This window comes from Kitasatospora nipponensis, from assembly GCF_039528135.1.
Taxonomy (GTDB): Bacteria; Actinomycetota; Actinomycetes; order Streptomycetales; family Streptomycetaceae; genus Kitasatospora; species Kitasatospora nipponensis.
Genome location: NZ_BAAALF010000042.1, coordinates 1 through 25,011, shown reverse-complemented (window position 1 = coordinate 25,011; position 25,011 = coordinate 1). Strand labels below are relative to the sequence as shown.

The following is a 25,011-nucleotide window of genomic DNA, read 5'->3' as shown; positions in this document are numbered from 1 at the left end:
GGCGGCCAGCAGCAGGGCCCGGGCGGGGGGGGGCCGGGGGGGGGGGGGGGGGCCCGCCGGCAGGCGTGCTGACGTGGGGTCAGTGCGCGCAGGCCCAGGGTGCGCGGGCGGTGGTGGCCTCGGCCTGCGCGCGCAGCGAGCGGACCGCCTCGGCCGGGTCGGCCGCGCCGTAGACCGCCGAGCCGGCGACGAAGACGTCGGCGCCCGCCTCGGCGCAGCGCTCGATGGTGCTCGCCGAGACGCCACCGTCCACCTGCAGCCACAGCTCCAGGCCGTGCTTGTTGATCAGCTCCCGGGTGCGCCGGATCTTGGGCAGCATGATGTCGAGGAAGGCCTGGCCCCCGAATCCGGGCTCCACGGTCATGATCAGCAGCATGTCCAGCTCGGGCAGCAGGTCCTCGTACGGCTCGATCGGCGTGGCGGGACGAAGTGCCATGGAGGCGCGGGCGCCCTTGGCCCGGATCTCGCGGGCCAGCCGGACCGGCGCGGCCGCGGCCTCCACGTGGAAGGTCACCGAACCGGCGCCGGCCTCCACGTACTGCGGCGCCCAGCGGTCGGGCTGCTCGATCATCAGGTGGCAGTCGAGCGGCGTGTCGGTGGCGCGGGCCAGCGACTCCACGATCGGGACGCCGAGGGTCAGGTTCGGCACGAAGTGGTTGTCCATCACGTCGACGTGCAGCCAGTCGGCCCCGCGCACCGCCTCCGCCTCCTGGGCGAGCCGGGCGAAGTCGGCCGAGAGGATGCTGGGGTTGATCTGGCAACGCCGGTTCAGTTCGGAGTCACTGAGATCCGACGGGCTGATCTGGGCCATGACCGACTACCTTCGTGCGAGGGGCTGGGGTGCCGCGGGAAAGGGCACCTCGTCCCATCATCCCGCGCCGCGCCGCGCCACCGACAACCGCCCACCCCGACCCCCGGGTGACGGCCGTCACACCCCGGTCGGGGTTACCGGGGCCACCGCCGTGGCCATCAGGTGGTGGGCGGCCGCGGTGTCACCGGGCCGTCCCCGTCCTGCCGGGCCGAGCCACCCGCCGAGCCCGCGATCCCCTCCGAGGAAGGTCTCCCGATGTCCGATTCCGTCCACGTCGCTCGCGCGCTGTGGCGGCTCTTCGAGCCGGTGTACGCCGTGACCTTCCTGCAGCCCGAGAGCCGGACGGCCTTCGAGGCGGCCGGGCTGGACGGCGGCTGGCGCGGCTACTTCGCCGGCCGCTCGGCGCCGCTGGGCGCGGTGGACGCGCCGCCGGTGATCGCCGCGTTCTTCAGCTTCTCCCCGGCCATGGTCCGGCGCGCCCTGCCGGAGGTGTGGACGCTCGCGAGCCCCGGGCAGGCGCTGGCCGCCCGGATGGACGGCTCGGCGGCGGCGCTGGCCCGACTGCTGGAGCCGGTGGAGCCCGAGCGGATCGAGTCGGCGGCGACCGCGCTGGAGGAGGCGGTGGCCCGGTTGGACTGCGCCGGCCGGGTGTTGGCCGCCGCCAACGCCGCGCTCCCCGGGCCCGCCACCGTGCACGGGCGGCTGTGGCAGGCCGCGTCCACGCTGCGCGAGCACCGCGGGGACGGGCACGTGGCCGCGCTGGTCGCGGCCGGGCTCGACGGCTGCGAGGCGCCGGTGCTCCACTGCGCCCTGAACGCCAGCCGCGAGGTGCTCCAGCCGCTGCGCGGATGGACGGACCAGGAGTGGCAGGACGCCGCGGCGCGACTGGTCGAGCGGGGCTGGCTGACCTCGCAGGGGGCGGTCACCGAGCTCGGCCGGAGCCGGCACCGGTCCGTCGAGGCCGCCACCGACCAGGCCGCCGGCCGCGTGTGGGAGGGCCTGTCGCAGGACGGACTCGAACGCCTGACGGCCGCTCTGGAGCCGATCGCCGCGCTCTGTCGCGAGCAGATGCCGATCAACCCGCTCGCGATGCCGCCGGTGGGTCGGTAGCCGGCCGGCGCGGCGGGCGCCCCCGTCCCCGTCCCCGCCCCGCCCCGCCCCGCCGCACGGGTGAACCCGGTCGCGCCACCGCCCGCGACCGGGCGCGCGGCGGGATACCCGGCGGGCCACCGGGGTACGAGGGAGACTTCGATCCCGACGGGAAGGGGCACCGGATGCCCGCCGTACGCGCCGCGGTGGCCGACGCCGTGCGCCGCGCGCGCAAGGACCCCGCCGTCTCGCAGACCGTGCGCGCGACCGCGGCCGCCACCCTGGCCTACGCGGTGGCCGTGCGCCTGAGCAGCGAGCCGGCGCCGCTGACCGCACCGCTGACGGCGCTGCTGGTCGTGCAGGTGACCGTCTACTCGACGCTCACCACCAGCATCCGCCGGGTGAACTCCGTCGTGGTCGGCGTGCTGATCGCGATCGGCTTCAGCTCGGTGATGGGGCTCTCCTGGTGGAGCCTGGGGCTGATCATCCTCGCCTCGCTGGTGATCGGGCGGTTCGTGCGGGTCGACGAGTTCGTCAACGAGGTCGCGATCAGCGCCATGCTGGTGCTCGGCGTCACCCGGCTCGCCTCGCAGGCGTGGGACCGGGTGCTGGAGACGCTGATCGGGGCCGGGGTGGGCCTGCTCTTCAACCTCCTCTTCGCGCCACCGGTCTGGGTGGACACCGCCGGCGAGTCGTTGGAGGGGCTGGCCCGCCGGGCCCGCCACCTGCTGCTGAGCATCGGCGAGGAGCTGGGCGATCCCACGCCGGTCGAACGCGCGGCGGCCCGGCTGCACGAGGCCCGCCGCCTCGACCAGGCGATCGCCGACGTCGACGCCGCGCTGCGCCAGGCGGAGGACAGCCTGCGGCTGAACCCGCGGATCACCGAGGGGCTGCTCTCCCGGCTGGTGCTGCGGACCGGCCTGGACACCCTGGAGATCTGCGTGGTGGTGGTCCGGGTGCTGGCCCGCTCGCTCACCGACCTCGCCAAGCGGCGCGGGAAGGACGAGGTGCTCTTCCCGCGCGAGGTCGCGCTGGCGCTCGAGGAACTGCTGGCGCACGTGGGCGGGGCGCTGGTCAGCTTCGCGGTCCTGGTGACCACCCAGGTGAGCCTGGACGCGGAGGAGGCCGAGGAGCGCCTGAACGCGGAGCTCACGGCGGCCTGGGCCAGCCGGGAGCGGGTCGCCCAGATGCTGCTGCGCCGCATCCAGGCCTTTCCCGAGGCGTGGCAGCTGCACGGCTCGCTGCTCGCGGAGATCGACCGGATCCTCGACGAGCTGAACCTGGAGCACCGCACGAAGCGGCTGATGGAGGAGCTGGACCGGGCGTCCGCCGCGAACCGTGAACGGTTCACCTGGCTGGGCCGGCTGCGCCGCTTCGGGGCCAGCCGGGTCCGGGTCCGCTCCCGACGCCGCGACGGCGGTGACGGACGCGGCACGGGCCAGCCGCCCCGGCCGGCCTCCTCCGGTCAGCCGGACGGCTGACGACACCCCCCGACGCCCGCCCGCGACGCCCGCCCGCCCGCCGCGACCCCGGACCCGTCCGCCCCGGCGCCCGCGCCGCCCCCGGACACGCGAGAGGCCCCCCGGCCCGCCGCCGCAGCGCGGCGAGGGACCAGGGGGCCTCTTACGTCAGCTCATCGGCGAAGCCGATCAGCCAATCAGCTGATCATCGACCAGGCCGATCAGCCCAGGATCGCGAGCGCCTCGTTGAGCAGCGCCGACGGACGCATGACCGCCGCCGCCTTGGCCACCTCGGGCTGGTAGTAGCCACCGATGTCGACCGGCGAGCCCTGCACCGCGATCAGCTCGGCCACGATCGCCTGCTCCTGGCCGGCGAGCGTCTCGGCGAGCACCGCGAAGGCCTGCGCCAGCTCGGCATCGTCGCCCTGCTTGGCCAGCTCCTGCGCCCAGTACATGGCCAGGTAGAAGTGGCTGCCGCGGTTGTCGATGCCGCCCAGGCGACGGCTCGGCGACTTGTCCTCGTCGAGGAAGGTGCCGGTGGCCCGGTCCAGCGTGTCGGCCAGGATCTGGGCCCGCGCGTTGTCCGTGGTCTGCGCCAGGTGCTCGAAGCTCGCCGCCAGCGCGAAGAACTCGCCCAGGCTGTCCCAGCGCAGGTAGTTCTCCTTGACCAGCTGCTGGACGTGCTTGGGGGCGGAGCCGCCGGCGCCCGTCTCGAAGAGGCCGCCGCCGTTGATCAGCGGGACGACGGAGAGCATCTTGGCGCTGGTGCCCAGCTCCAGGATCGGGAACAGGTCGGTCAGGTAGTCGCGCAGCACGTTGCCGGTGACCGAGATGGTGTCCTCGCCGCGGCGGATGCGCTCCAGCGAGAACGCGGTCGCCTCCTGCGGCGTCATGATCTCGATCTGCAGCCCGTCGGTGTCGTGCTCGGGCAGGTACGCCTTGACCTTGGCGATCAGGTTGGCGTCGTGCGCGCGGCCCTCGTCGAGCCAGAAGACGGCCGGGCTGCCGGTGGCGCGGGCCCGGTTGACGGCGAGCTTGACCCAGTCGCGGATCGGCACGTCCTTGGTCTGGCACATCCGGAACACGTCGCCGGCGCTGACCGGCTGCTCCAGCACGACGGTGCCGGCGGCGTCGACGACCCGGACCGTGCCCGCGGCGGCGATCTCGAAGGTCTTGTCGTGGCTGCCGTACTCCTCGGCCGCCTGCGCCATCAGGCCGACGTTGGGCACCGAGCCCATGGTGGCCGGGTCGAAGGCACCGTGCGCGCGGCAGTCGTCGATGACGACCTGGTAGACGCCGGCGTAGCTGCTGTCGGGAATGACCGCCAGCGTGTCGGCCTCCTTGCCGTCCGGGCCCCACATGTGGCCGGAGGTGCGGATCATGGCCGGCATCGAGGCGTCGACGATGACGTCGCTCGGCACGTGCAGGTTGGTGATGCCGCGGTCGGAGTCGACCATCGCCAGGGCCGGGCCCTCGGCCAGCTCGGCCTCGAAGGAGGCCTTGACGGCGGCGCCGTCCGCCAGCGCGTCGAGCCCGCCCAGGATGCCGCCGAGCCCGTTGTTCGGGTTCAGGCCGGCCGCGGCGAGCACCTCGCCGTACTGGGCGAAGGTCTTCGGGAAGAAGGCGCGCACCACGTGGCCGAAGATGATCGGGTCGGAGACCTTCATCATGGTGGCCTTGAGGTGCACCGAGAAGAGCACGCCCTCGGCCTTGGCACGGGCGACCTGGGCCGCGAAGAACTCGCGCAGCGCCGCGACCCGCAGCACGGAGGCGTCGACGACCTCGCCGGCGAGAACCGGCACCGAGGCGCGCAGCACGGTGGTGCTGCCGTCGGCGGCGACCAGCTCGATGCGCAGCACGCCGTCCTCGGCGATCACGGCGGACTTCTCGGTGGAGCGGAAGTCGTCGGCGTCCATGTGGGCGACGTTGGTCTTCGACTCGGCCGTCCAGGCGCCCATCCGGTGCGGGTGCTTCTTGGCGTAGTTCTTGACCGAGGCGGGCGCGCGGCGGTCGGAGTTGCCCTCGCGCAGCACCGGGTTGACGGCGCTGCCCTTGACCTTGTCGTACCGGGCGCGGACCTCGCGGTCCTCGTCGGTGGCCGGCTCGTCCGGGTAGTCCGGCAGCGCGTAGCCCTGCGCCTGCAGCTCCGCGATGGCCGCCTTGAGCTGCGGGACGGAGGCCGAGATGTTCGGCAGCTTGATGATGTTGGCCCCGGGGGTCTTGGCCAGCTCACCGAGCTCGGCGAGGGCGTCGGCGATGCGCTGACCCTCCTCGAGACGCTCCGGGAAGCTCGCGATGATCCGCCCGGCCAGGGAGATGTCGCGGGTCTCCACCCTGACGCCCGCAGTCGAGGCGTACGCCTGGACCACCGGCAGGAACGAATACGTTGCCAGGGCGGGGGCCTCGTCGGTGTGCGTATAGATGATGGTCGAGTCAGTCATCGGTACTCCGCTTCACGTCTCCAACGTCTCGACATCAAGATATCTCGTGATCGGCCCTTCCCGACACCAACCCCCCGCATCGGCCCGTCGGGGCGGGTCGTGCCCCCAATCGCCCAGGTCACACTCGGTGCCCCCACCGTCACCCCGATGGACGGACCGCCCGCACCACCAGCTCCCGGCCCCCGCCCGCCGAGGGCCGCCAGGCCGCCTCGACCCCGGCGAACCCGGCCGCCCGCACGTCCGGCAGCAGGCTCAGGTCGAACTGCCGCCCCGCGCTGCCGCCGTCCGGCAGCACCGCCCGGTCGAGCACGCCGAGCACCAGCCGGCCGCCGGGCCGTAGCACCCGCAGCACCTCGGCCAGGGACTCGACCCTGGGCTGCCACAGCTGCACGCTGTTGGTCGCGAGGACGGCGTCGAGGGTGCCGTCCGCCCAGTCGAGCGCGGCCGCGGTGCCCTCGCGGACGCTCACCCGGTCGCCGAAGGACCGGGTACGGCGGCGCGCGGCCACCACCATCTGCGCGGACGGGTCCACGCCGGCCACCCGTATCCGCGGGGCGGACCGGGCCAGTGCCACCAGCCCGACCCCGGGGCCGAACCCGATCTCCAGCACGTGCTCGTCGCCGACGGCGGCCAACTCACCCACCACGTGCCGCACCTGGGAGCGGTTGATCACCGCCATGACCCTGCCGACGAACCTGCCACCGAGCCCCTGGGGCATCGCGAACTGCCGATTGAGATCCATGGCGGCAGCGTCCCACAGCAGTTGTACCGCCACGGGACCGAGCCCGCCGCCCGACCCCGCCGCCCAGGACCACCACCGGGACGGCCGGCACCGGACGGCGGGCCGTGGGCTCACCAGGCGTAGTCCTCCGGCGCGGTGCGGTGACCGGGGAAGATCTCGTCCAGCCGGGCCAGCGTCTTCTGGTCCAGCTCGACGTCCAGCGCCCTTACCGCCGCGTGGAGTTGCTCCAGGGTGCGCGGGCCCACGATCGGGGCGGTGACGCCCGGGCGGGTGAGCAGCCAGGCCAGCGCGACGTCACCGGGCTCGTGGCCCAGTTCGGCCGCGAAGTCCTCGTACGCCTGCAGTTGCTCGCGCTTGACCGCCAGCGTCTCGGCGGCCCGTCCGGAGGCGCGCCGCACGCCCTCGCGCTCCTTGCGCAGCACCCCGCCCAACAGGCCGCCGTGCAGCGGGGACCACGGGATCACGCCGAGCCCGTAGTGCTCCGCGGCCGGCAGCACCTCCAGCTCCAGGCTGCGCTCCATCAGGTTGTAGAGCGACTGCTCGCTGGTCAGGCCCAGGAAGTTGCGGGCCCTGGCGGCCTCCTGGGCCTGGGCGATGTGCCAGCCGGCGAAGTTGCTCGACCCGACGTAGACGATCTTGCCCTGGGCGACCAGCACCTCCATCGCCTGCCAGATCTCCTCCCACGGCGTGGCCCGGTCGATGTGGTGCATCTGGTAGAGGTCGATGTAGTCGGTCTGCAGCCGCCGCAGGCTGGCCTCCACCGAGCGGCGGATGTTCAGCGCGGAGAGCTTGCCCTCGTTGGGCCAGTCCCCCATGTCGCCGTAGAGCTTGGTGGCGATCACGGTCTTCTCGCGCCGGTTGCCGCCCCGGGCGAACCAGCTGCCGATGATCTCCTCGGTGCGGCCGCGGTTCTCGCCCCAGCCGTAGACGTTGGCGGTGTCGAAGAAGTTGATGCCCTGCTCGTGCGCGACGTCCATGATCTGGTGGGCGTCGGTCTCCTCGGTGTGCGGGCCGAAGTTCATGGTGCCCAGGCAGAGTCGCGAGACGCGCAGGCCGGTACGGCCGAGATGGGTGTAGTCCATGGCGGACAGCCTCTGCCGCGCCGCCCGGCCCTGTCCAGCCCCACCCGCCGTCCGGCCCCACCGGGTTGACGCCCCACCGGTTGACGCCGCCCCACCGGGTTGACGCCGCCCCGTCGCGCTCAGCGCCCGTGCCGCGTGTAGCCCCGCACCGCGAGCGGCACGCAGACCAGCAGGAGCAGCGCCGACCAGCCCAGCGCGGCCGTCACCGGATGCTCCAGCGGCCAGGCCCGGCCGACGGTGGCCGGGTTGCCGAACAGTTCCCGGCAGGCCGCGACCAGCGCGCTGACCGGGTTCCACTCGGCGACCGTGCGCAGCCAGCCGGGCATCCCCTCGGCGGGCACGAAGATGTTGGTGACCATGGCGAACGGGAAGGTCAGCACCGCCAGTTGACTGGCCAGCTCCTCCCTGCCCGCGGCCAGGCCCAGGCAGGTGCCCAGCCAGGTCAGCACGAAGCGGAAGAGCAGCAGCAGCCCGAAGGCGGCCAGCGCCGGACCGGCGCCGCGGTGGATCCGCCAGCCGGACAGCAGGCCGATGGCCGCCAGCGGGACCAGCACCACCGCGCTCACCAGCAGGTCGGCCAGCGCCGTACCGAGCAGCACCCCGGCGCGGGAGACCGGCAGCGAGCGGATCCGGTCGGCGGCTCCGCGGTCCAGGTCGCGGGCCGCACCGACCATGGTCGGCATGATCCCGTTGACGGCCACCATCGCGAACAGGCCCGGCATCAGGTACTCCCGGTAGCTCCCACCGCCCGGCACGTTCATCGCACTGCCGAAGACGTAGCCGAAGACCACCACCATCACCATCGGAACCAGCAACGAGGCGGCGACCAGGCCGGGCGCGTGCCGGTAGTGCAGCAGCACCCGGGTGGCGGAGGTGAGGGCGTCCGCGACGGGTCGCCCCGCCGCCCGCAGGCCGCGCCACCCGGACGACGGCCCGGACGACGGCCCCCAGGGCCGACCCGGCGACTGATGGGACGACTGGCCCGACGACTGACCGGACGAGTGACCGGCGGGCCGCCCCGAGGGCTGACCGGCGGGTGTGAGCGCGGCGGTGGACATCAGGCCGCCACCTCCTCGACGGCGCCGGCGCCCGGCGCGTGCTCGGTGCCGGTGAGCGCGAGGAAGACGTCGTCCAGCGTCGGCGTGCGCAGCGCGACGTCCCGGGCGGCGACGCCGGCCGCGTCCAGCGCGCGGACCAGTTGCGGGAGCGAGGTCTCGCAGCCGGGCCGGGAGACGTCGCCGACCCGCAGCCGGTCCGGGTCGGCCACCGGCTCGCCGCCGGTCAGTGCGGCCAGCACGCCGGCGGCCGGCGCGAGTTCACCGGCCCCGCCGTCCGCCACCTCGACCCGGGCGCCGATGGAGGCCTTCAGCCGGTCGGGTGGCCCGTCCGCGACGGCCCGGCCCCGGCCCAGCACCAATCCGTGGTCGGCCAGCCGGTCCGCCTCGTCCAGGTACTGGGTGGTCAGCAGGACGGCGGTGCCGCCGCCGGCGAGCTCCCTGACGGCGTCCCAGATCTCGCCGCGACTGCGCGGGTCCAGCCCGGTGGTGGGCTCGTCCAGGAAGAGCACGGTGGGTCGGGTGACCAGGCAGGCCACCAGGTCCAGCCGGCGCCGCTGACCGCCCGAGTAGGTGCGCACCAGCCGGTCGGCGACCGGGGCGAGGCCGAAGCGCTCCAGCAGGTCGGCGGCGCGCCGACGGGCCTCGCGGGCCCCGAGGTGGTGGAACCGGCCGACCAGTCGCAGGTTGTCGCGGCCGGTGAGCCCCTCGTCCACGGCGGCGTGCTGCCCGGCCAGGCCGATGCTGCGGCGGACCTGCTCGGCCTCCCGCACCACGTCGAAGCCGGCCACCCGGGCCGTGCCGCGGTCGGGGGCGGCGAGCGTGGCGAGGATCCGGACGGCGGTGGTCTTTCCGGCGCCGTTGGGACCGAGCAGGCCGTAGACGGTGCCGGCCGGGACGGCGAGGTCGAGGCCGTCCAGCGCCTGGGTCCTTCCGTACCGCTTGCCCAGGTTCTGAGCGGAGATGGCGAGCTGGTCGCGAGACATGGTGGTGCCCTCCGATTTCTAAGTACAACGTACGTAGAAGCGCGTTGGGCAGCATCGTACTACGTACGCCGTACGTTGCTAAGATGGTGCCCCGAGGTGATCAACCCGTGCCGACCAGCAACGCGCCGACCAGCAACTCCCCCTCCGGCAGGCCCTCTTCCGGCCAGCCCCGGTCCAGCGAGCCCCCGACCGACCGACCGCCGGCCGCCGGCGCGCTCCCCGAGCTGATCTGGCTGCGCCCCGAGCGCACCGGCCGCGGACCGCGGCCGGCCCACAGCCGCGCCTCGATCGCCGCGGCCGCGGTCGCCCTCGCGGACGCGGAGGGACTCGACGCCGTGACGATGCGCCGGATCGCCGCCGAGCTCGGCGCCGGCACCATGTCGCTCTACAACTACGTGCCGAAGAAGGAGCAGCTGCTCGACCTGATGCTCGACGCGGTGGCCGGCGAGTACGAACTGCCCGACGCCCCCTGCGGCGACTGGCGCGCCGACCTCGCCCTGCTGGCCCGCCAGCAGCTGGGCATCCTGCGCCGGCACGGCTGGGCGGTGACGATCACCCGGACCCGGCCGTCCTTCGGCCCCAACAGCCTGCGCTACGCCGAATTCTTCCTCGGCGCCCTGGCCACGGTGGAGTTGAGCGGCACCCGGAAGATGGAGGCGCTGGCGATGCTCAGCGGCTACGTCTGCCAGTTCGCCGACTGGGAACGCGCCACCATCACCGCGGCCCTCGACCCGCAGCAGTGGCACCGCGACCTGGTCGGCTACCTCACCGGCGTCGCGACCAGCGGCCGGTTCCCCCACCTGGCCCAGGCGCTGGCCTCCGGCGGGGAGCCGCTGGACCCCGACAGGTCCTTCGAACTCTTCCTGGACCGCCTCCTCACCGTCCTGGTCCAGCCCTGACCCACCGGCCCCCGTCCCCCGCCGCCCGCCACCCCACCCGCGCGCCCGCCGAGCAGCCCGGCCACGGCCAGCGCGTGCAGCTCCACCCCCGACCGTCCCACTGGACCAGGAACGGCTCGGCGTGCGGCAGTGGCGCGCCCCAGACCTCGGCCCCCAGGCCGCCGCACAGCTCGCTCACGACGGCCGTCAGGCTCGCCACGTGGCCCACCAGCGCGACCGTCCGCCCGGGGTGGTCCGCGACCACCCCCTCGACCGCCGCGCGCATCCGGGCCAGCACCGCATGGCCGTCCTCGCCGTCCGCGACCCGCGGCGCGAGGTCGCGCCGCACCACCCAGGCGTGCAGCACCTCGGCCGTCCTGGCCAGGACGGCGGGCTCGGTACTGCCCTCGGCCGCCCCGACGCCCACCTCGCCGAGCCCGGGCAGCACGGTGACCTCCAGCCCCGGCGCCCCCGCGGCCGCCAGCGCGGCGCCGGTGGCCCGCGCCCGGACCGCGTCGCTGACGTAGACCGCGGCCAGCCCCTCGCCCGCCAACCGGGTTGCCGCCAGCGCCGCTTGCTGCCGCCCGAGGGCGGTCAGCCGGGCGCCGGGCAGCACGCCGGCCGCGCCCGCCGTGACGTTCTCGGAGTGCCCGTGGCGCAGGCACCAGATCCGGGTCGGTGGCTGCCTCACCGGCCCGTCCCGCGCGCCTCGCTGCCGCCGAGCGTCGCCGCGATGCCCGCGCGCAGCACCCGGCGGGTCACCTCGGCGCGCCGGCGGCGCCACCGCCAGCCGGCCGGCGGCGGCGCGGGCTGCCGGTAGCGACGCTCCCGCAGCTCCTGAACCAGGCGGCCGGGAACTCCGAACTGCGGGAGCAGCTCGATGGCCTGACTCTTCGTCAATAGTTCTCCGGTGCGCAGCGTGGCGTCGGCCCGGGCCAGCGTGATCAGTCCGGCGTCCACCCAGACGTCCTTCAGCCAGCGCGGCCACCGGGCCGTCGCCGGCAGCCAGAACTCCCGCAGGTCCAACCGGATGAACCGGGCCAACTCCGCGTCCCCGACCGGCGGGACCAGCCCGGCCGGTGGCGGGCCGAGCAGCGTGCGGCCGCCGATTTCGAGCTCGCGGCGGGTCACCGCGGTGACCGGTCGCTCGAACAACGTCCGGTGCGCCCAAGTGAGATGGCGCTGGTCGAGGTCGGCCAGCTGCCCCGGCAGCAGGTAGGAGCAGTGCAACTTGGCGGCCAGTGGCAGCTCGACGTCCAGTCGCTCGTGCAACCGCCGCAGTGCGGTGCGCTGTTCGGCGTCCAGCGGTCCGGTCAGCAGCGCCAGCAGGTCCAGATCGCTGCGGCCCTCCCGGTAGTCGCCCAGCGCCCACGACCCGTGGACCCAGACCGCCGCCGGCCGCACGCTCCGCTCGAGCTCGGCGACGAACCTGGCCACCAGGTGCTCGGTCTCCCGCTCAGCTTCCACAGCCCTCGCCTCTCCGCCCGTTCCGACCACCACACCACCGTCCCGGCCCTCTCGACCGCCTCCCCCACTCGAACGCACCCGGCCGCCGATCGTTCCCCGAACGGCTCCCAGCAGGGCGTTATTCGATGGAACCGCGACCCGGAACCCTCCTACAGTGACCGATGCCTGACGTCGTCACCGGGAGCGGACCATGCGCGTGCACTACCCCCGTACGCCGCATCTGCCCTGGTCGCCCGGTGCCACCTCGGACGACGTGCGGGCCGGCGAGCTGTCCGGACTGCTCGGCCGCGAGGTCGTGGTCACCGAGAAGCTGGACGGCGAGAACACCACGCTCTACCGCGACGGGCTGCACGCCCGCTCGCTGGACTCCGCCCACCATCCGTCCCGCACCTGGGTCAAGGCGCTGCAGGGCCGGATCGGCCCGGCCGTACCGGACGGCTGGCGGGTGTGCGGCGAGAACATGTTCGCGCGGCACTCGATCGCCTACCGGGACCTGGAGAGCTGGTTCTACGGCTTCTCGGTCTGGGACGACGCCGACCGCTGCCTGGACTGGGACGCCACCGTCCGTTTCCTGCGGCGTCTGGGGGTGCCGGCCCCGCCCGTGCTCTGGCGCGGTGACTTCGACGAACGGGCGCTGCGGGCCCTGCGGTTGGACACCGGACGCCAGGAGGGGTTCGTCGTGCGGACCGTCGCGGGCTTCGACCGCGCGCAGTTCGCGCACCGGGTGGCCAAGTGGGTCCGGCCCCGGCACGTGCGGACGGACACGCACTGGATGCACGCGGCGGTCGTGGAGAACGGGCTCGCCCCGGCCGCGGCGCTGTGGGCGGTGCGGTCGGGGGCGACCCCGGACGTGCCGGCCCTGCTGGCCGCCCTGCACCTCTCCCCCGACCCCGCGCCCGACCCCGACCCCACTGGCTCCACCGGCTCCACTGAACCCACCCCCACCGCCCCCGACCCGTCCCCGGCGGCGGTCGCCGACGTCTGCGCCCGCCTCGACGCCCTGGGCCGCTCCGGCGACGCCCGGCTGGCCGGTGTCCTGGCGGTCCTGCTGCGCGGCGCCCGACGGGAGTGGCTGGCGCCGCGGCTGATCGCGCCGCTGGGCCTGCCGCTGGCCCGGCGGGTGGCCGATCTGGTCGGGCTCCACCCCGGCCTGCACCGCCCCTACCCGGACGACGAGCGCCGCGCCGGCCTGGTCCGGCTCGCACAGGCCGCCGACCTCGGCGTGCTGCACGCGGTCGCCGCCGCCGCACTGGTCGACCCACCCGCCTGCCGCCCCGACGAGCCGTCGGTCACCACGGACGACGCACGGGCGCAGGTCGAGTGGTCCGCGCTGCACGCCGAGGACGCCGCGCTGCTCGGCGAAGCGCCGCTGCACTGGCTGCGCACCGGCCTGCGCGAGGCGCTGGCCCCGCTGGACGGCGAGGTGGCCGACCGGTGCTGGGCCGAGGCCCGGGAGGCGTACGCGCGCGGCCGGATCAGCACCGTAGAGGAGGCCGTGGCGGCCACCTGGCGCTGGCGCTCCGGTGCGTTCCCCCGGCTGGTCCAGCTGGTCGGCCCCTCGGGCAGCGGGAAGAGCACCTTCGCGGGCCGGCTGGCCGGCACCGACAGCTACGTCAGCCTGGACGAGCTGCGCGCGGCGCGCGTCGCCCGCGCCGACCAGCGCGACAACGCGGCCGTCCTGCGCGAGGGACTGGACCGGCTGGACGCCGCGCTGACCGCCGGCGCGAACGTGGTCTGGGACGCCACCTCGCTCAACGCCCAACAGCGCACCCTGGTCCGCTCGGTGGCGCAGCGCCGCGACGCGCTGGTCACCCACGCGGTCGCACTGGTCGGCGAGCAGGAGCTGGTGCGCCGCAACGCGGCGCGCGCCCACCCGGTGCCGGCCGCCGTGCTCAGCGCGCAGCTGCGCCGTTTCACCCCGCCCTACCCCGGTCAGGCGCACCGCACCTGGTACCTCGGACCGGACGGTACCCTCGGCGACACCGCCGGGACGCTCGCCGGAGAGGACGCCTGATGCGCACGAGCGAGGAGATCTACCACCGGGTGCGCTGGGACCCGCGGTTCGACCCGGCTCGGTTCGTGCTGGGCGTCTACCAGCGCAGCGCCGAGCCCAAGCGGATCCCGCTGGGCTCCTTCACCCCGGGTGGCGACATCCCGTGGCACCGCGTGCTGTTCGTCGAGGCCGACGGCGAGGTGGTGTGGGACCGGGCGGCCGGGCTGGACCTCCTGGACACCGTGCGGGCCGGCCGGGTGCGGGCCCTGCGCCGGCTGCGGGCGCCGTTCTTCACCGCCGACACGCCGTACGGCTGGGACCCGGTCGCCGCGCGCTGGTCCCCCGCCGACGGGGCACCGGCCAACGGCCCGCAGCCCCACGGCGCGCCCACCGGCGGCGCCCTCACCACCCCGTCGCCGCTCCCGGTCGCGGCCGGCGTGCGCGTCGTCACCTGGAACACGCTCTGGGACCGCTACGACAGCGACCGGATCGACACCGCCCGGCGCCGGCCGCTGCTGCTCGCCCGGCTGGCCGAGGCCGACGCGGACGTCATCGCGCTGCAGGAGGTCGAACCCGCGCTGGTCGACCTGCTGCTGCGGGCGCCCTGGGTGCGGGCCGGCTACACCCTGGGGTCGGATCCGACCGCCCGCGCCCTCGACGACCACGGGCTGCTGCTGCTCAGCCGGCTGCCGGTGCTGGAGGCGGGCCGGCACCGCCTCGGGCCGCACAAGGCCGTCACCGCCGTCACCGTGCAGAGCGCCGCGGGCCCCCTGGTGGTCGCCGCCACCCATCTGAGCAGCGACCACTCGGAGCGTGGCGCCGACCGCCGGCAGGCCGAACTCGCCCGACTCCGCGAGGGGTTGGCGGGCATCGAGGGCCAGGTGGTGCTGCTCGGCGACTTCAACGACGGCCGGGACACCCCGGACGGGCCGGCCGCCGTGCTCGCTCTGCGCGACGCCTGGAGCGAGGTGCACGGGCCCGCCGACCGGACTCCCACCTTCGACCCGGGCGTCAACCCGCTCGCCGCCGTCTCCTCGCTCTCCGGCCGGGCCTCCCGGCTGGACCGGGTCCTGCTGCGCACCGAGGCACTGCGGGCGACCGGGGCCCGGCTCTGCGGCGAACTCCCCACCCCGGACGGGCTCTTCCCCTCCGACCACTACGGCGTGGCGGTCGACCTGAGCTGCGCACCGGCCGACCGGGGCGAGCTGCTGGACAGCGCGCCCACCGCGCGCACCGCGGTGGCCTGGCTGCCCGCACCCGAACTCCGGCCGGTGATCGAGGAGATCCGCCGGGCGCACGACCCGCAGGTGCGTCGCTGGCCGCCGCACGTCAACCTGCTCTTCGGCTTCGTCCCGGAGTCCGACTTCGCGCAGGCCGCCGCCCTGATCGGTGCGGCGTCTGCCGAACTCCCCTCCTTCACAACCAGGTTGGCCGGCGTGCACACCTTCGGTCACCGCGAGGACGCCACCGTCTGGCTCGACCCGGCGGCCGCCGACCCGGCCCCCTGGGCGGCGCTGCGGCACGCCCTGGAGCGGCGCTTCCCGGGCTGCCGGGGCCGCGCCGAGGGCTACACGCCGCACCTGACCCTCGGCCGCAGCACGGACCCGCAGCGGGTCGCCGCCGAGAGCGCCGCCCGGCTCGGCCCCGTGCTCGCCCACCAGCCCGCGCACGTCGGCGAGTTGACCCTGCTCTCGCGCCGCGGTGACGAACCGGTGCAGCCACGGGCGGTGGTCACCCTGGGCACCGGCGAGTTGCGCTGGCTCCCTGAGCCCGCCGTCGTCGCCGACACCGCCGCCGGCACGGCTGCGTCCGCCACCGCCTGCGCCGAGGAGCTCACCGCACGCATCGCCGGGGCCCTGCCCGAGAGTGTCGTCCACCTGGTCGGCTCACGGCGGATGGGCTGCGCCCCGGCCGGCGCCGACCTGGACCTGGTGGCGGTACTGCCCGGGGACGTCGAACTGGCCGACGTCCAGGCCCGGGTGGCCGCCGCCGTCCAGGCGGCCGACCGGCTGCGACCGGTCCCCGGCGCCCGGGTGCCGGGCCTGCGGCTGCACGTCGGCGCGCTGACCGTCGACCTGGTCGTGGTCGGCAGCGGGTCGCTCCCGCCCACCGAGGCCGTCACCCGGCGCGCCGAGCTGGGCACGGCGGCCGGCCTCGCCCTGAGCGCGGTCACCGACGCCGCCTCGGTCCTCGCCACCGTCGCCGGCGACCAACCCGGCGCGCACGACGAGCGCACCGCGGCGTTCGCCCTGCTCGCCCGCCGGGTGAAGAGCTGGGCCAAGGCCCGCGGCCTGGACTCGGCCCCCTTCGGCGGCCTGCCGGGCGTGGCCTGGTCGGTGCTGGCGGCACGCACCGTGCACGAGGCGGGCGCGCTGCCCGCCGACGACCTGCTCCGGCACTTCTTCGCCACCTGGGCCGCCTGGGACTGGCGCCGGCCGGTCACCCTGCACGCCACGCAGGCGGAAGCACCTGAGCAGGCACCGGTGACGATCCTGACCCCCTCCGAGCCGGTCCGCTCCTGCACCGAGCAGGTCGGCGCCGGTGGCCGCGACCTGCTGGTCCGGGAGCTCTACCGGGCCTGGGAGGTGCTCGAGTCCGCGGCGCAGAGCGGCGCCGGCGTGGGATCGGCGTTGCTCGCCCCGCCCCCGCTGCACCGCCGTCACACCGCCTGGGCGGTGCTGACCGTGCGCCAGGAGCGGCCCGAGGCGTTCGAACGGACCCTCGGCCTGGTCCGCGGCCGGGTGCGCTCCCTGCTCACCGACCTCCAGCAGGCCGGCGCCACCGACGCCCACGCCTGGCCCCGCCCCTTCGACACCGCCCCGGGCCTGACCCACTACGCGATCGGCCTCGGCCGCACCGCCCCGGACCGCGCGCGCCTCACCGAGATCGCCACCCGCTGGACCGCCGGCCTGCACGGCGTCGAACTCCACTGGGCGGAGAACGGGGCCGTCCCGACCTTGCGCTGACCCGCGAACGGCTCCCGTCCGCGGGTCGGCGCGAAGTCCCCTCAGGCCGTGCGGCGCAGCAGGGCGAGGTACATCGCGTCGGTGCCGTGCAGGTGCGGCCAGAGCTGGATGTCCGGGCCCTCGCCCAGTGCCGGGACGCCCGGCAGCAGCGGTCGGGCGTCGACCCACTCCACGGTGAGGCCCTCGACCTCGAAGCCCTCGACCCCGACCGCCCGAGCAGCGCCGGACCCGCCGGAGGCACCCGACCCACCGGCCTCGCGCAGCACGTCCTCCACCACCGCGCGGGTCTCCGCCAGGTGCGGCGAGCAGGTGGCGTAGCCCACCACGCCGCCGACCCGCACCGAGGCGAGCGCCGAGCGGAGCAGGTCGCGCTGGAGCGGGCCGAAGCCGGCCATGTCCTCGGGGCGCCGGCGCCAGCGCGACTCCGGCCGGCGGCGCAGCGCGCCGAGGCCCGAGCAGGGCACGTCCACCAGGACCCGGTCGAAGGTGCCGGGCCGCCAGGCGGGCCTGGTCCCGTCGGCGGTGATCACCGTGTACGGGCCGGGGTTGCCGTCCAGCGCCCGCGACACCAGCCGGGCCCGGTGCTGCTGGCGCCCGCTGGCCACCAGCGCCGCGCCGCGCTCGCCGGCCAGCGCGGCCAGCAGGGCCGCCTTGCCGCCGGGGCCGGCGCAGCCGTCCAGCCAGAGCCGGTCGGAGCCCTCCAGCGGGGCGGCGGCCAGCGCGAGGGCGACCAGCTGGCTGCCCTCGTCCTGTACCCCGGCCCGGTTCTCCCGCACCGCCGTCAGGCCGCCGGGGTCGCCGCCCTCGGCGAGCCGGACCGCGTACGGCGACCAGCGGCCGGGCGAGCTGTCCGGCGCCTCGGTGACCAGCGAGTCGGCCAGCTCCGCGGTGGCGATCCGCCCGGGGCGGGCCACCAGGGTGACCTCCGGGCGCTCGTTGTCGGCCCGCAGCAGCTCCTCGATCGCCACCCGCCCCGCCGCGTCCGGCTGCCAGCGCCCGAGCGAGTCCCAGAGCGAGGCGACCACCCAGCGCGGGTGCGAGTGGACGACCGCCAGGTGGTCCTCGGCGTCCTGCTCGTAGGGCGGCGCGACCTGGGCGATCCAGGCGTCCAGGTCCTGCGCGCTGATCCGGCGCAGCACCGCGTTGACGAACTTCGCCCGGCCGTCGCCGAGCACCGCGCGGGCCAGCTCCACGGTGGCCGAGACGGCGGCGTGGGTGGGGATCCGGGTGCCGAGCAGCTGGTGCGCACCCAGCAGCAGGACGTCCAGGACCGGCGGGTCCACCTCGCGCAGCGGCCGGTCGATGCAGGCGGCGATGATCGCGTCGTAGCTGCCCTGCATCCGCAGCGTGCCGTAGACGAGTTCGGTGGCGAGGGCGGCGTCGCGCCGCTCCATGCCCTTCTGCTCGGCCTCGCGCAGCAGCGAGGGCAGGATCAGGTTGGCGTACGCGTCGCGCTCGTCGACCGCCCGCAGCGCGCGGAAGGCGACCATGCGCGCCGGGTCCTTCTTCGGGCGCCGGTGCGGACGGGCGGCGGGCTTGCCGGAACCACCGGGACCGGCCGACTTGCCGGAACCACCGGGGCCCGCGGACTTGGCGGACCGGGCGGACTTGGCGGGGGGAGTGCTCACGGATGACCTCAAGGTGCTACGGGACTATGGGAAACGGGGGGAGGGGGCGGACCCGGGCCGCGGTCAGCCGCCGAGCAGCTCGCCGCTCTCGATCCGGACGCCTCGTGCCCAGTCTGCCGCCCGCATCGGCTTCTTGCCCTGCGGCTGGACCTCGCCCAGTTCGACCGGGTGGCTGCCGGTGCCGACCCGGACGCTGTTCTTGGCGACCGCCAGCTGCCCCGGCGCCAGCTCGTCGCCCGGCTCACCGTCCGCCGACGCGCCGGCCGGCAGCAGCCGCACCGGTCCGGAGACCTTGAGCCGCTCGCCGCGGAAGGTGGTCCAGGCGCCCGGCGCGGGGGCGCAGCCGCGCACCAGGCGGTCGATCCGCAGCGCGGGGTGCGTCCACTCGATCCGGGCGTCCTCCACGGTGATCTTCGGCGCCAGGGTGACCCCGTCGGCGGGCTGCGCGACGGCGTGCAGGCTGCCGTCCGCGATGCCGTCCATGGTCGCGGTGAGCAGCACGGCGCCCGAGCGGGCGAGCCGCTCCAGCAGCTCGCCGCTGGTGTCGGTGGGCCGGATCTCCTCGGTGAGCACGCCGAAGACCGGACCGGAGTCCAGGCCGCGCTCGATCCGGAAGGTCGAGGCGCCGGTCACCTCGTCGCCGGCCAGCACCGCGTGCTGGACGGGCGCGGCGCCGCGCCAGGCGGGCAGCAGGGAGAAGTGCAGGTTGACCCAGCCGTGCGGGGGGATCTCCAGGGCCGGCTCGCGCAGCAGCGCGCCGTAGGCGACCACCGGGCAGCAGTCGGGGGCGAGCTCGGCCAGCCGGGCCAGGAACTCGGGCTCGCTGGGCTTCGCCGGCTTGAGCACCTCGATGCCCGCCTCCTCGGCCCGCTGCCCCACCGGGCTGGCGACCAGCCGCCGGCCGCGGCCGGCCGGGGCGTCGGGACGGGTGACCACCGCGACCACCTCGTGCCGGTCGGAGGCGAGCAGCGCCTCCAGGGCGGGGACGGCGACCTCGGGGGTTCCGGCGAAGACGAGACGCAAAGCAGCGGCCTTTCGGAGCGTCGGAGAGGAGCGGGGAAGTGGAGGAGCGGGGAAGTGGAGCGGGACGAACGGATCAGCGGATCAGCGGATGACGCCGAACGTGCTGTGCGGCGAGAGGCGCACCTCGGGCGCCGGGCCGGTGCCGCCCCACTCGGTCTCCCGGATGGCGCGCATCGCCTCCTTGCGCGACTCGCGGTCCAGCCGGTCGATGAAGATGATCCCGTCCAGGTGGTCGGTCTCGTGCTGGATGCACCGGGCCAGCAGCTGGGTCCCCTCGACGGTGACCGGATCGCCGTACTCGTTGAATCCGCGCGCCACCACGCCGTAGGCCCGCCTGGTGTCGAAGCGCAGGCCCGGCAGCGACAGGCACCCCTCGGGACCCTCCTGCTCCTCCTCGGTGAGCGAGAGGTCGGGGTTGATCAGGTGCCCGATCACCCCGTCCACGTGGTAGGCGAACACCCGTAGGGAGATGCCCAGTTGGGGCGCCGCGAGGCCGGCGCCCGGCGCGTCCAGCATGGTGTCGGTGAGGTCCTTGACCAGCGTGCGCAGTTCCTTGTCGAACGTGGTCACCGGCTGCGCCTTGGCGCGCAGCACCGGGTCCCCGAAGATCCGGATCGGCTGGATCGGCACGGTGGCGGGCTCCTTCGCTCGGGTCGTACGGGGTCGGTCGGGACAGCACGTCAGTCTATGCGGTGCCCCGGCCGGGCCGATCCACGCCTGCGTCGGTCGGACATCGGCACATCCCGGATCGGCGCGGCGCGTGACCCCGGACCCCGCTTCGGCGTTGGTCAAGTGAGATTGACCGTGAGTCCCCCGGGCCGGCGCGTGGCCCCATCACTTGCACGGAAGGTGGCCTGAGCACGATGGCCGAGCAGATCAACCACGACACCCGGGCACGGGCGAGCCTGCACCTGCTGGTGCGCGACATCGAGCGGGTGCGCCGCCAGGTCGACGCCCTGCGGACCCTGACCGCCCAGCTGGGCAACGTCTACCGCCCGCGCCGGCCCAGCAGTTCGGGCGGCTTCGTGGTGTACGGGCGGGCCCCGGCGCCCACCGTGCGGCTGGCCCAGGAGCTGCGCGAGAGCGTGGAGACGCTGGTGGCGGCGGCCGTCGAGTTCGACCGGGCGCTCGGCTTCTCCTGGGACTCGGTGGGCTCCGCCCTGGGGGTCACCAAGCAGGCGGTGCACCGGCGCTACGGGATGCGCCGCTCGGCCACCGAACTGCTCGGCGCGGCCGGCGGCGTGCTGCCGGGCCAGCCGACCCCGGGGACGGGACTGAGCGGTGCGCTCCCCTCCCCCGGCTCGCCGCGCGACGACTGCCTGTCGCAGGACGCCCCCATCGGCACCGTCCCGGAGCCGGCCTCGGCGGCGCTGCCCGCCCAGGCCCCGATGCCGGTCCAGGTGCCGGTACCCGTGCCGGGTCAGCTGACCCGGGGCGTCCCCGCCGCCCGCCAGGGCGGCCTGGAGCGCCCCGGCGTCCCGCTGCGCGGCTGACGGCACGACCCGAACCGCGCACCCCGGCGGCCGCCGACGCGAGCCCGCCCCGCCCATTGCGCTGGAAGTCGGCACGGCCGACTTCCAGCGACCGGCGCCCCTACGAGCCGGCCGAGCGCCCGATCAGCCGATGTCGAGCGGATCGATCCGCACCTTCACCGGCTCGGCGCCGCGCAGCGCGACCCGGGCGATCCGGGCCGCCTCCACCGCGGCCGCCAGCGCGCCGCCCTGCGCCGGGCGCACCCGCAACAGCATCCGTTCCTGCTCCTGCCCGCGCACCGCGGGCAGCGTCACCGGGCCGCCGTGCTGCCCCCCCTCCGGCAGCCGGCTCAGGCCCAGCAGGTCCGCCACCGCGCCCGGCCCCCCGGTCACCGAAGCCATCCGGGAGACCGGCGGGAAGCCCAGCTCCGCGCGCTCGTCCAGCTCCAGCGCCGCATGCCCGGCCGGGTCCCAGCGGACCAGCGCCTGCACCGGACGGGCGGTGGGCTCCGCCACGACCACCACCAGACCGCCCTCCCCCGCCGGTCGCACCAGCGCGGCGGCCGCCAGCCAGAGCCGCAGCGTCTCCTCGCCGGCCCGCAGGTCGGGCCGGTTCAGCAGCGCCCAGCCGTCCAGCAGCAGCGCGGCCGCGTACCCGCCCTCGGCCACCGGCTCCGCGCCCGGCGTGGAGATCACCAGCGCCGGCTCCCCGGACACGGTGCCGAGCACCGCGTCGCGCCCCGAGGTGCGCACCGGAACCTGCGGAAAGGCCTTGCCGAGCTCCTCGGCCGTGCGCCGGGCCCCCACCACCTGCGCCCGCAGCCGGAAGGAGCCGCACTCGACGCAGTGCCAGTCGGACTCCGCCACCGCGCACCAGCCACAGGCCAGCACCTGGCCGGCGCCGGCGGCCTCCAGCGGCCCCGCGCAGTGCGCGCAGCGGGCCGGGGTGCGGCAGCGCTCGCAGGCCAGCCGCGGCACGTAGCCGCGCCGCGGCACCTGGACCAGCACCGGTCCGGTGCCCAGCGCCTCGCGGGCCGCCTGCCAGGCCACCGACGGCAGCCGGGCGGCGTGCGCGGCGGCGTCCCGCGCCTGGTCACCGTCGCCCACCGTGCGGATCCGCGGCGCCACCTCGCGCACCACCGCGCGGTCGGCGGCCAGCGGCCGGGCCCAGCCCGTGCGCAGCAGCTGCGCTCCCTCGACGGTCATCGCCAGTCCCCCCAGCAGCACCGCCGCGCCCTCCTCGGCGGCCCGCAGCAGTGCCACCTCGCGCACGTGCGGGTGCGGGGCGCGCGGGTCGCTGTGGCTGCTGTCACCGTCCGACCAGACCACCAGCAGCCCCAGCTCGTGGACCGGCGCGAAGACCGTGGCCCGGGTGCCGATCACCGCGCGCACCGAGCCGCGGCTGACCCGCAGCCAGGCCCGGTAGCGCTCCTTGGGCCCGAGGTCCGCGGTGAGCACCGCGTGCCGCTCGCCGCCGCCGAGCAGCGCGGTGAGGGCCTCGTCGACCCGCGCCACCGCCCGGCCGTCCGGCAGCACGACCAGCGGGCCGCGCTCGCCGGCCAGCGCGCTCACCACGGCCAGCGCGATCGCCCGCGGCCAGTCCGGGGCCGGCAGCGCCGACCAGACCGCGCGCGCGGGGTGCCCGGCGGTGAGCGCGGCGAGGTAGCCGGGGCCGTCGGGGTAGCGCTGCCAGCTGCCGGGGGCGGGCGCGGCGGGCGGCGGCAGCGGATCGGGCGAGGGCTCCGCCTCGGCCTTGGCGTGCCGCGGCGGGACGGCGAGCTGCAGCACGTCGGCGAGCGTGCCGGCGTAGCGGTCGGCGACGGTGCGGCTGAGCTTCAGCAGGGCCGGCGTCAGGACGGGCTCGGGCGAGAGCACCTGGGCCAGCGGGGCCAGCGGGCCGGCGTAGTCGCTGCTGGCGAGCCGGGCCACCACGAAGCCGTCGTGCAGCTCACCGCCCTCGCGCCGGCCGCCGGCGCCCACCCGGGCGCCGAACCGCACCCGCACCCGCACGCCGGGCCGGGCGGTGTCGGCCATCGCGACCGGGACCGCGTAGTCGAAGAACTGGTCGAGGTGGAGCAGCCCCTTGTCCACCACGACGCGGGCCACCGGCAGTTCCTCGGCCAGGTGGGCGCCGTGCCAGGTGCGGGGCTTGGCCCGGCGCACCGTCTCGCGGATCAGGGCCAGCTGCTCGGGCGGCCCGCCCGGGGTGGTGTCCTCGCTGCTCATATCGTTTCAGTGGTACCACGCCGCACCGACAGCGCGCGGCGGCGCCCACCCCGCCAGGGGGTGACCGCCGCCGCGTCGGGTCCGTGGATCCCGTGCCGGTGGTGTGCGCGCCGGTCAGGCGTGCGCGGCGGCCTTCAGCTGGTCGGCGCGGTCGGTGCGCTCCCAGGTGAAGTCCGGCAGCTCACGACCGAAGTGGCCGTAGGCGGCGGTCTGCGCGTAGATCGGGCGCAGCAGGTCCAGGTCGCGGATGATCGCGGCCGGGCGCAGGTCGAAGACCTGGGTCACGGCGGACTGGATCTTGAGCACCGGGACGGTCTCGGTGCCGAAGGTCTCCACGAACAGGCCCACCGGCTCGGCCTTGCCGATCGCGTACGCGACCTGTACCTCGGCGCGCCGGGCCAGGCCCGCCGCCACGATGTTCTTGGCGACCCAGCGCATCGCGTAGGCGGCCGAGCGGTCGACCTTGGACGGGTCCTTGCCGGAGAAGGCGCCGCCACCGTGGCGGGCCATGCCGCCGTAGGTGTCGATGATGATCTTGCGGCCGGTCAGGCCGGCGTCGCCCATCGGGCCGCCGATCTCGAAGCGGCCGGTCGGGTTCACCAGCAGGCGGTAGTCCGAGGTGTCGATGTCCAGGCCCACCAGCTCCGGCTCCACGACGAACTCGCGGATGTCGGGCGCGAGCAGCGAGTCGAGGTCGATGTCGCTGGCGTGCTGCGAGGAGACCACCACGGTGTCCAGGCGCACGGCCTTGTCACCGTCGTACTCGATGGTGACCTGGGTCTTGCCGTCGGGGCGCAGGTACGGGATCGTCCCGTTCTTGCGCACCTCGGAGAGGCGGCGCGCCAGGCGGTGCGCGAGGGTGATCGGCAGCGGCATCAGCTCGGGCGTGTCGTCGCACGCGTAGCCGAACATCAGGCCCTGGTCGCCGGCGCCCTGGCGGTCCAGCTCGTCCTCCTCCAGGGAGCCGCCGACGCGCGCCTCGTAGGCGGTGTCGACGCCCTGGGCGATGTCCGGGGACTGCGAGCCGATGGACACCGACACGCCGCAGGAGGCGCCGTCGAAGCCCTTCTTCGAGCTGTCGTACCCGATCTCCAGGATCTTCTCGCGCACCAGCTGCGCGATCGGCGCGTAGGTCTTGGTGGTGACCTCGCCGGCGATGTGGACCAGACCGGTGGTGATCAGCGTCTCGACGGCGACCCGGGACGTGGGGTCGTCCTTGAGCAGGGCGTCGAGAATGGTGTCGCTGATCTGGTCAGCGATCTTGTCGGGGTGACCCTCGGTCACGGACTCCGAGGTGAACAGGCGGCGAGACACAGCGCTCCCTGGGGTTGCAGCGGCTGCTGACTGAACGCTCCCGGCCGGGCCGGGGCATCCGGAAAGACTTGATTCCTGGAGTGTAACGGTCAGCTATCGGGGATCAACACTCTTGCCTGTATTCCTGGACACGGTGTCTCATCAGATGAACGCCAGTGCCACGAGCTGGACGCCGGGGGCGGCGCCTCAGGCGAGCCGGGCGGCGACCAGGTCCCAGAGCGTGTCGGCCAGGTCCTCCTTGGGCCCCTGCGGCACGTCGGTCCGCGAGCCGTCGGCGCCCAGCACCACCGCCTCGTTCGTGTCCGTGCCGAAGCCGCGGCTCTCGCCGACCTCGTTGACCACCAGCAGGTCGCAGCCCTTGCGGGCCAGCTTGGCCCG

At 75.3% G+C, this 25,011-nt stretch carries 20 protein-coding genes; 6 read left to right on the top strand and 14 right to left on the bottom strand.

Annotated features, from left to right (window positions below; translation table 11 throughout):
* Positions 1-79: 79 nt before the first annotated feature.
* Positions 80-811, bottom strand: a complete 732-nt coding sequence (gene rpe / locus ABD323_RS14740) for a ribulose-phosphate 3-epimerase (RefSeq protein WP_344441980.1) — start codon at positions 809-811, stop codon at positions 80-82.
* Between the two features lie 255 nt (positions 812-1,066).
* Between rpe and ABD323_RS14735 the strand changes: the two genes are divergently transcribed.
* Together ABD323_RS14735 and ABD323_RS14730 are read left to right on the top strand one after the other, a co-directional pair.
* Positions 1,067-1,921: an SCO6745 family protein gene (locus ABD323_RS14735; RefSeq protein ID WP_344441979.1), complete on the top strand. Its 855-nt coding sequence runs from the start codon at positions 1,067-1,069 to the stop codon at positions 1,919-1,921.
* A gap of 164 nt (positions 1,922-2,085) precedes the next feature.
* Positions 2,086-3,381: an FUSC family protein gene (locus tag ABD323_RS14730; protein ID WP_344441978.1), complete on the top strand. Its 1,296-nt coding sequence runs from the start codon at positions 2,086-2,088 to the stop codon at positions 3,379-3,381.
* 200 nt (positions 3,382-3,581) lie between these two features.
* Here ABD323_RS14730 and ABD323_RS14725 read toward each other — a convergent pair whose 3' ends face one another.
* From ABD323_RS14725 to ABD323_RS14705, 5 genes are all read right to left on the bottom strand, one after another.
* Positions 3,582-5,801, bottom strand: a complete 2,220-nt coding sequence (locus ABD323_RS14725) for an NADP-dependent isocitrate dehydrogenase (protein WP_344441977.1) — start codon at positions 5,799-5,801, stop codon at positions 3,582-3,584.
* Positions 5,802-5,940: 139 nt separating this feature from the next.
* Positions 5,941-6,543: a class I SAM-dependent methyltransferase gene (locus ABD323_RS14720; RefSeq protein ID WP_344441976.1), complete on the bottom strand. Its 603-nt coding sequence runs from the start codon at positions 6,541-6,543 to the stop codon at positions 5,941-5,943.
* A 110-nt stretch (positions 6,544-6,653) separates the two neighbouring features.
* Positions 6,654-7,625 (bottom strand): aldo/keto reductase, encoded by a 972-nt coding sequence (locus ABD323_RS14715; protein ID WP_344441974.1) that lies wholly within the window; start codon positions 7,623-7,625, stop codon positions 6,654-6,656.
* Between the two features lie 119 nt (positions 7,626-7,744).
* Positions 7,745-8,485, bottom strand: a complete 741-nt coding sequence (locus ABD323_RS14710) for an ABC transporter permease (RefSeq protein ID WP_344441973.1) — start codon at positions 8,483-8,485, stop codon at positions 7,745-7,747.
* Between the two features lie 197 nt (positions 8,486-8,682).
* Entirely contained in the window at positions 8,683-9,666 is a 984-nt protein-coding gene (locus ABD323_RS14705; RefSeq protein ID WP_344441972.1) for an ATP-binding cassette domain-containing protein, read from the bottom strand.
* A 107-nt stretch (positions 9,667-9,773) separates the two neighbouring features.
* Between ABD323_RS14705 and ABD323_RS14700 the strand changes: the two genes are divergently transcribed.
* On the top strand, positions 9,774-10,565 hold the full coding sequence (locus ABD323_RS14700) for a TetR/AcrR family transcriptional regulator (protein WP_344441971.1): 792 nt from the start codon (positions 9,774-9,776) through the stop codon (positions 10,563-10,565).
* Here the strand turns inward: ABD323_RS14700 and ABD323_RS14695 are convergent.
* Complete coding sequence (locus tag ABD323_RS14695) at positions 10,543-11,235, bottom strand: histidine phosphatase family protein (protein ID WP_344441970.1); 693 nt, start codon at positions 11,233-11,235, stop codon at positions 10,543-10,545. The genes ABD323_RS14700 and ABD323_RS14695 overlap by 23 nt on opposite strands.
* The gene (locus ABD323_RS14690) at positions 11,232-12,011 is read right to left on the bottom strand and encodes a nucleotidyltransferase domain-containing protein (protein ID WP_344441967.1); all 780 of its coding nucleotides are present in this window, start codon (positions 12,009-12,011) and stop codon (positions 11,232-11,234) included. Before ABD323_RS14690 ends, ABD323_RS14695 begins: the two co-directional genes overlap by 4 nt.
* A 190-nt stretch (positions 12,012-12,201) precedes the next feature.
* Here ABD323_RS14690 and ABD323_RS14685 point away from each other — a divergent pair, with 190 nt between their 5' ends.
* Both ABD323_RS14685 and ABD323_RS14680 read left to right on the top strand, forming a co-directional pair.
* Entirely contained in the window at positions 12,202-14,025 is a 1,824-nt protein-coding gene (locus ABD323_RS14685; protein WP_344441966.1) for an RNA ligase family protein, read from the top strand.
* A complete protein-coding gene (locus tag ABD323_RS14680) occupies positions 14,025-16,970 on the top strand; it encodes a poly(A) polymerase (RefSeq protein WP_344441965.1) in 2,946 nt (981 codons plus the stop codon). Before ABD323_RS14685 ends, ABD323_RS14680 begins: the two co-directional genes overlap by 1 nt.
* Before the next feature lie 41 nt (positions 16,971-17,011).
* Here ABD323_RS14680 and ABD323_RS14675 read toward each other — a convergent pair whose 3' ends face one another.
* The 3 genes from ABD323_RS14675 to def all read right to left on the bottom strand — a co-directional run bounded on the left by ABD323_RS14675 (position 17,012) and on the right by def (position 20,251).
* Positions 17,012-18,460, bottom strand: coding sequence for an RsmB/NOP family class I SAM-dependent RNA methyltransferase (locus ABD323_RS14675; protein WP_344442010.1), 1,449 nt, complete (start codon positions 18,458-18,460; stop codon positions 17,012-17,014).
* A 201-nt stretch (positions 18,461-18,661) separates the two neighbouring features.
* Positions 18,662-19,621, bottom strand: coding sequence for a methionyl-tRNA formyltransferase (gene fmt / locus ABD323_RS14670; RefSeq protein WP_344441964.1), 960 nt, complete (start codon positions 19,619-19,621; stop codon positions 18,662-18,664).
* 81 nt (positions 19,622-19,702) lie between these two features.
* Entirely contained in the window at positions 19,703-20,251 is a 549-nt protein-coding gene (gene def, locus ABD323_RS14665; protein WP_344441963.1) for a peptide deformylase, read from the bottom strand.
* Positions 20,252-20,484: 233 nt separating this feature from the next.
* On the opposite strand from def, the gene ABD323_RS14660 reads away from it, so the two are divergent.
* Positions 20,485-21,114 carry a hypothetical protein gene (locus tag ABD323_RS14660; protein WP_344441961.1) on the top strand — a complete coding sequence of 210 codons (630 nt, stop codon included), beginning with the start codon at positions 20,485-20,487 and terminating at the stop codon, positions 21,112-21,114.
* A gap of 123 nt (positions 21,115-21,237) precedes the next feature.
* Here the strand turns inward: ABD323_RS14660 and ABD323_RS14655 are convergent, their stop codons facing one another.
* From ABD323_RS14655 to ABD323_RS14645, 3 genes are all read right to left on the bottom strand, one after another.
* Positions 21,238-23,319 carry a primosomal protein N' gene (locus ABD323_RS14655; protein WP_344441960.1) on the bottom strand — a complete coding sequence of 694 codons (2,082 nt, stop codon included), beginning with the start codon at positions 23,317-23,319 and terminating at the stop codon, positions 21,238-21,240.
* A gap of 114 nt (positions 23,320-23,433) precedes the next feature.
* A complete protein-coding gene (gene metK, locus ABD323_RS14650) occupies positions 23,434-24,633 on the bottom strand; it encodes a methionine adenosyltransferase (protein WP_344441958.1) in 1,200 nt (399 codons plus the stop codon).
* Between the two features lie 186 nt (positions 24,634-24,819).
* The coding region (locus ABD323_RS14645; protein WP_344441956.1) for a phosphopantothenoylcysteine decarboxylase domain-containing protein at positions 24,820-25,011 on the bottom strand (192 nt) is incomplete at its 5' end.

What these genes read in the sequence shown, in the direction of transcription:
- ABD323_RS14660 (WP_344441961.1), top strand. Translation starts at nt 20,485, where the DNA reads ATGGCCGAGCAGATCAACCACGACACCCGGGCACGGGCGAGCCTGCAC.
- ABD323_RS14655 (WP_344441960.1), bottom strand. Translation starts at nt 23,319, where the DNA reads ATGAGCAGCGAGGACACCACCCCGGGCGGGCCGCCCGAGCAGCTGGCC.
- ABD323_RS14680 (WP_344441965.1), top strand. Translation starts at nt 14,025, where the DNA reads ATGCGCACGAGCGAGGAGATCTACCACCGGGTGCGCTGGGACCCGCGG.
- ABD323_RS14730 (WP_344441978.1), top strand. Translation starts at nt 2,086, where the DNA reads ATGCCCGCCGTACGCGCCGCGGTGGCCGACGCCGTGCGCCGCGCGCGC.
- ABD323_RS14725 (WP_344441977.1), bottom strand. Translation starts at nt 5,801, where the DNA reads ATGACTGACTCGACCATCATCTATACGCACACCGACGAGGCCCCCGCC.
- ABD323_RS14705 (WP_344441972.1), bottom strand. Translation starts at nt 9,666, where the DNA reads ATGTCTCGCGACCAGCTCGCCATCTCCGCTCAGAACCTGGGCAAGCGG.
- rpe (WP_344441980.1), bottom strand. Translation starts at nt 811, where the DNA reads ATGGCCCAGATCAGCCCGTCGGATCTCAGTGACTCCGAACTGAACCGG.
- ABD323_RS14675 (WP_344442010.1), bottom strand. Translation starts at nt 18,460, where the DNA reads ATGGTCGCCTTCCGCGCGCTGCGGGCGGTCGACGAGCGCGACGCGTAC.
- ABD323_RS14685 (WP_344441966.1), top strand. Translation starts at nt 12,202, where the DNA reads ATGCGCGTGCACTACCCCCGTACGCCGCATCTGCCCTGGTCGCCCGGT.
- ABD323_RS14735 (WP_344441979.1), top strand. Translation starts at nt 1,067, where the DNA reads ATGTCCGATTCCGTCCACGTCGCTCGCGCGCTGTGGCGGCTCTTCGAG.
- ABD323_RS14720 (WP_344441976.1), bottom strand. Translation starts at nt 6,543, where the DNA reads ATGGATCTCAATCGGCAGTTCGCGATGCCCCAGGGGCTCGGTGGCAGG.
- ABD323_RS14715 (WP_344441974.1), bottom strand. Translation starts at nt 7,625, where the DNA reads ATGGACTACACCCATCTCGGCCGTACCGGCCTGCGCGTCTCGCGACTC.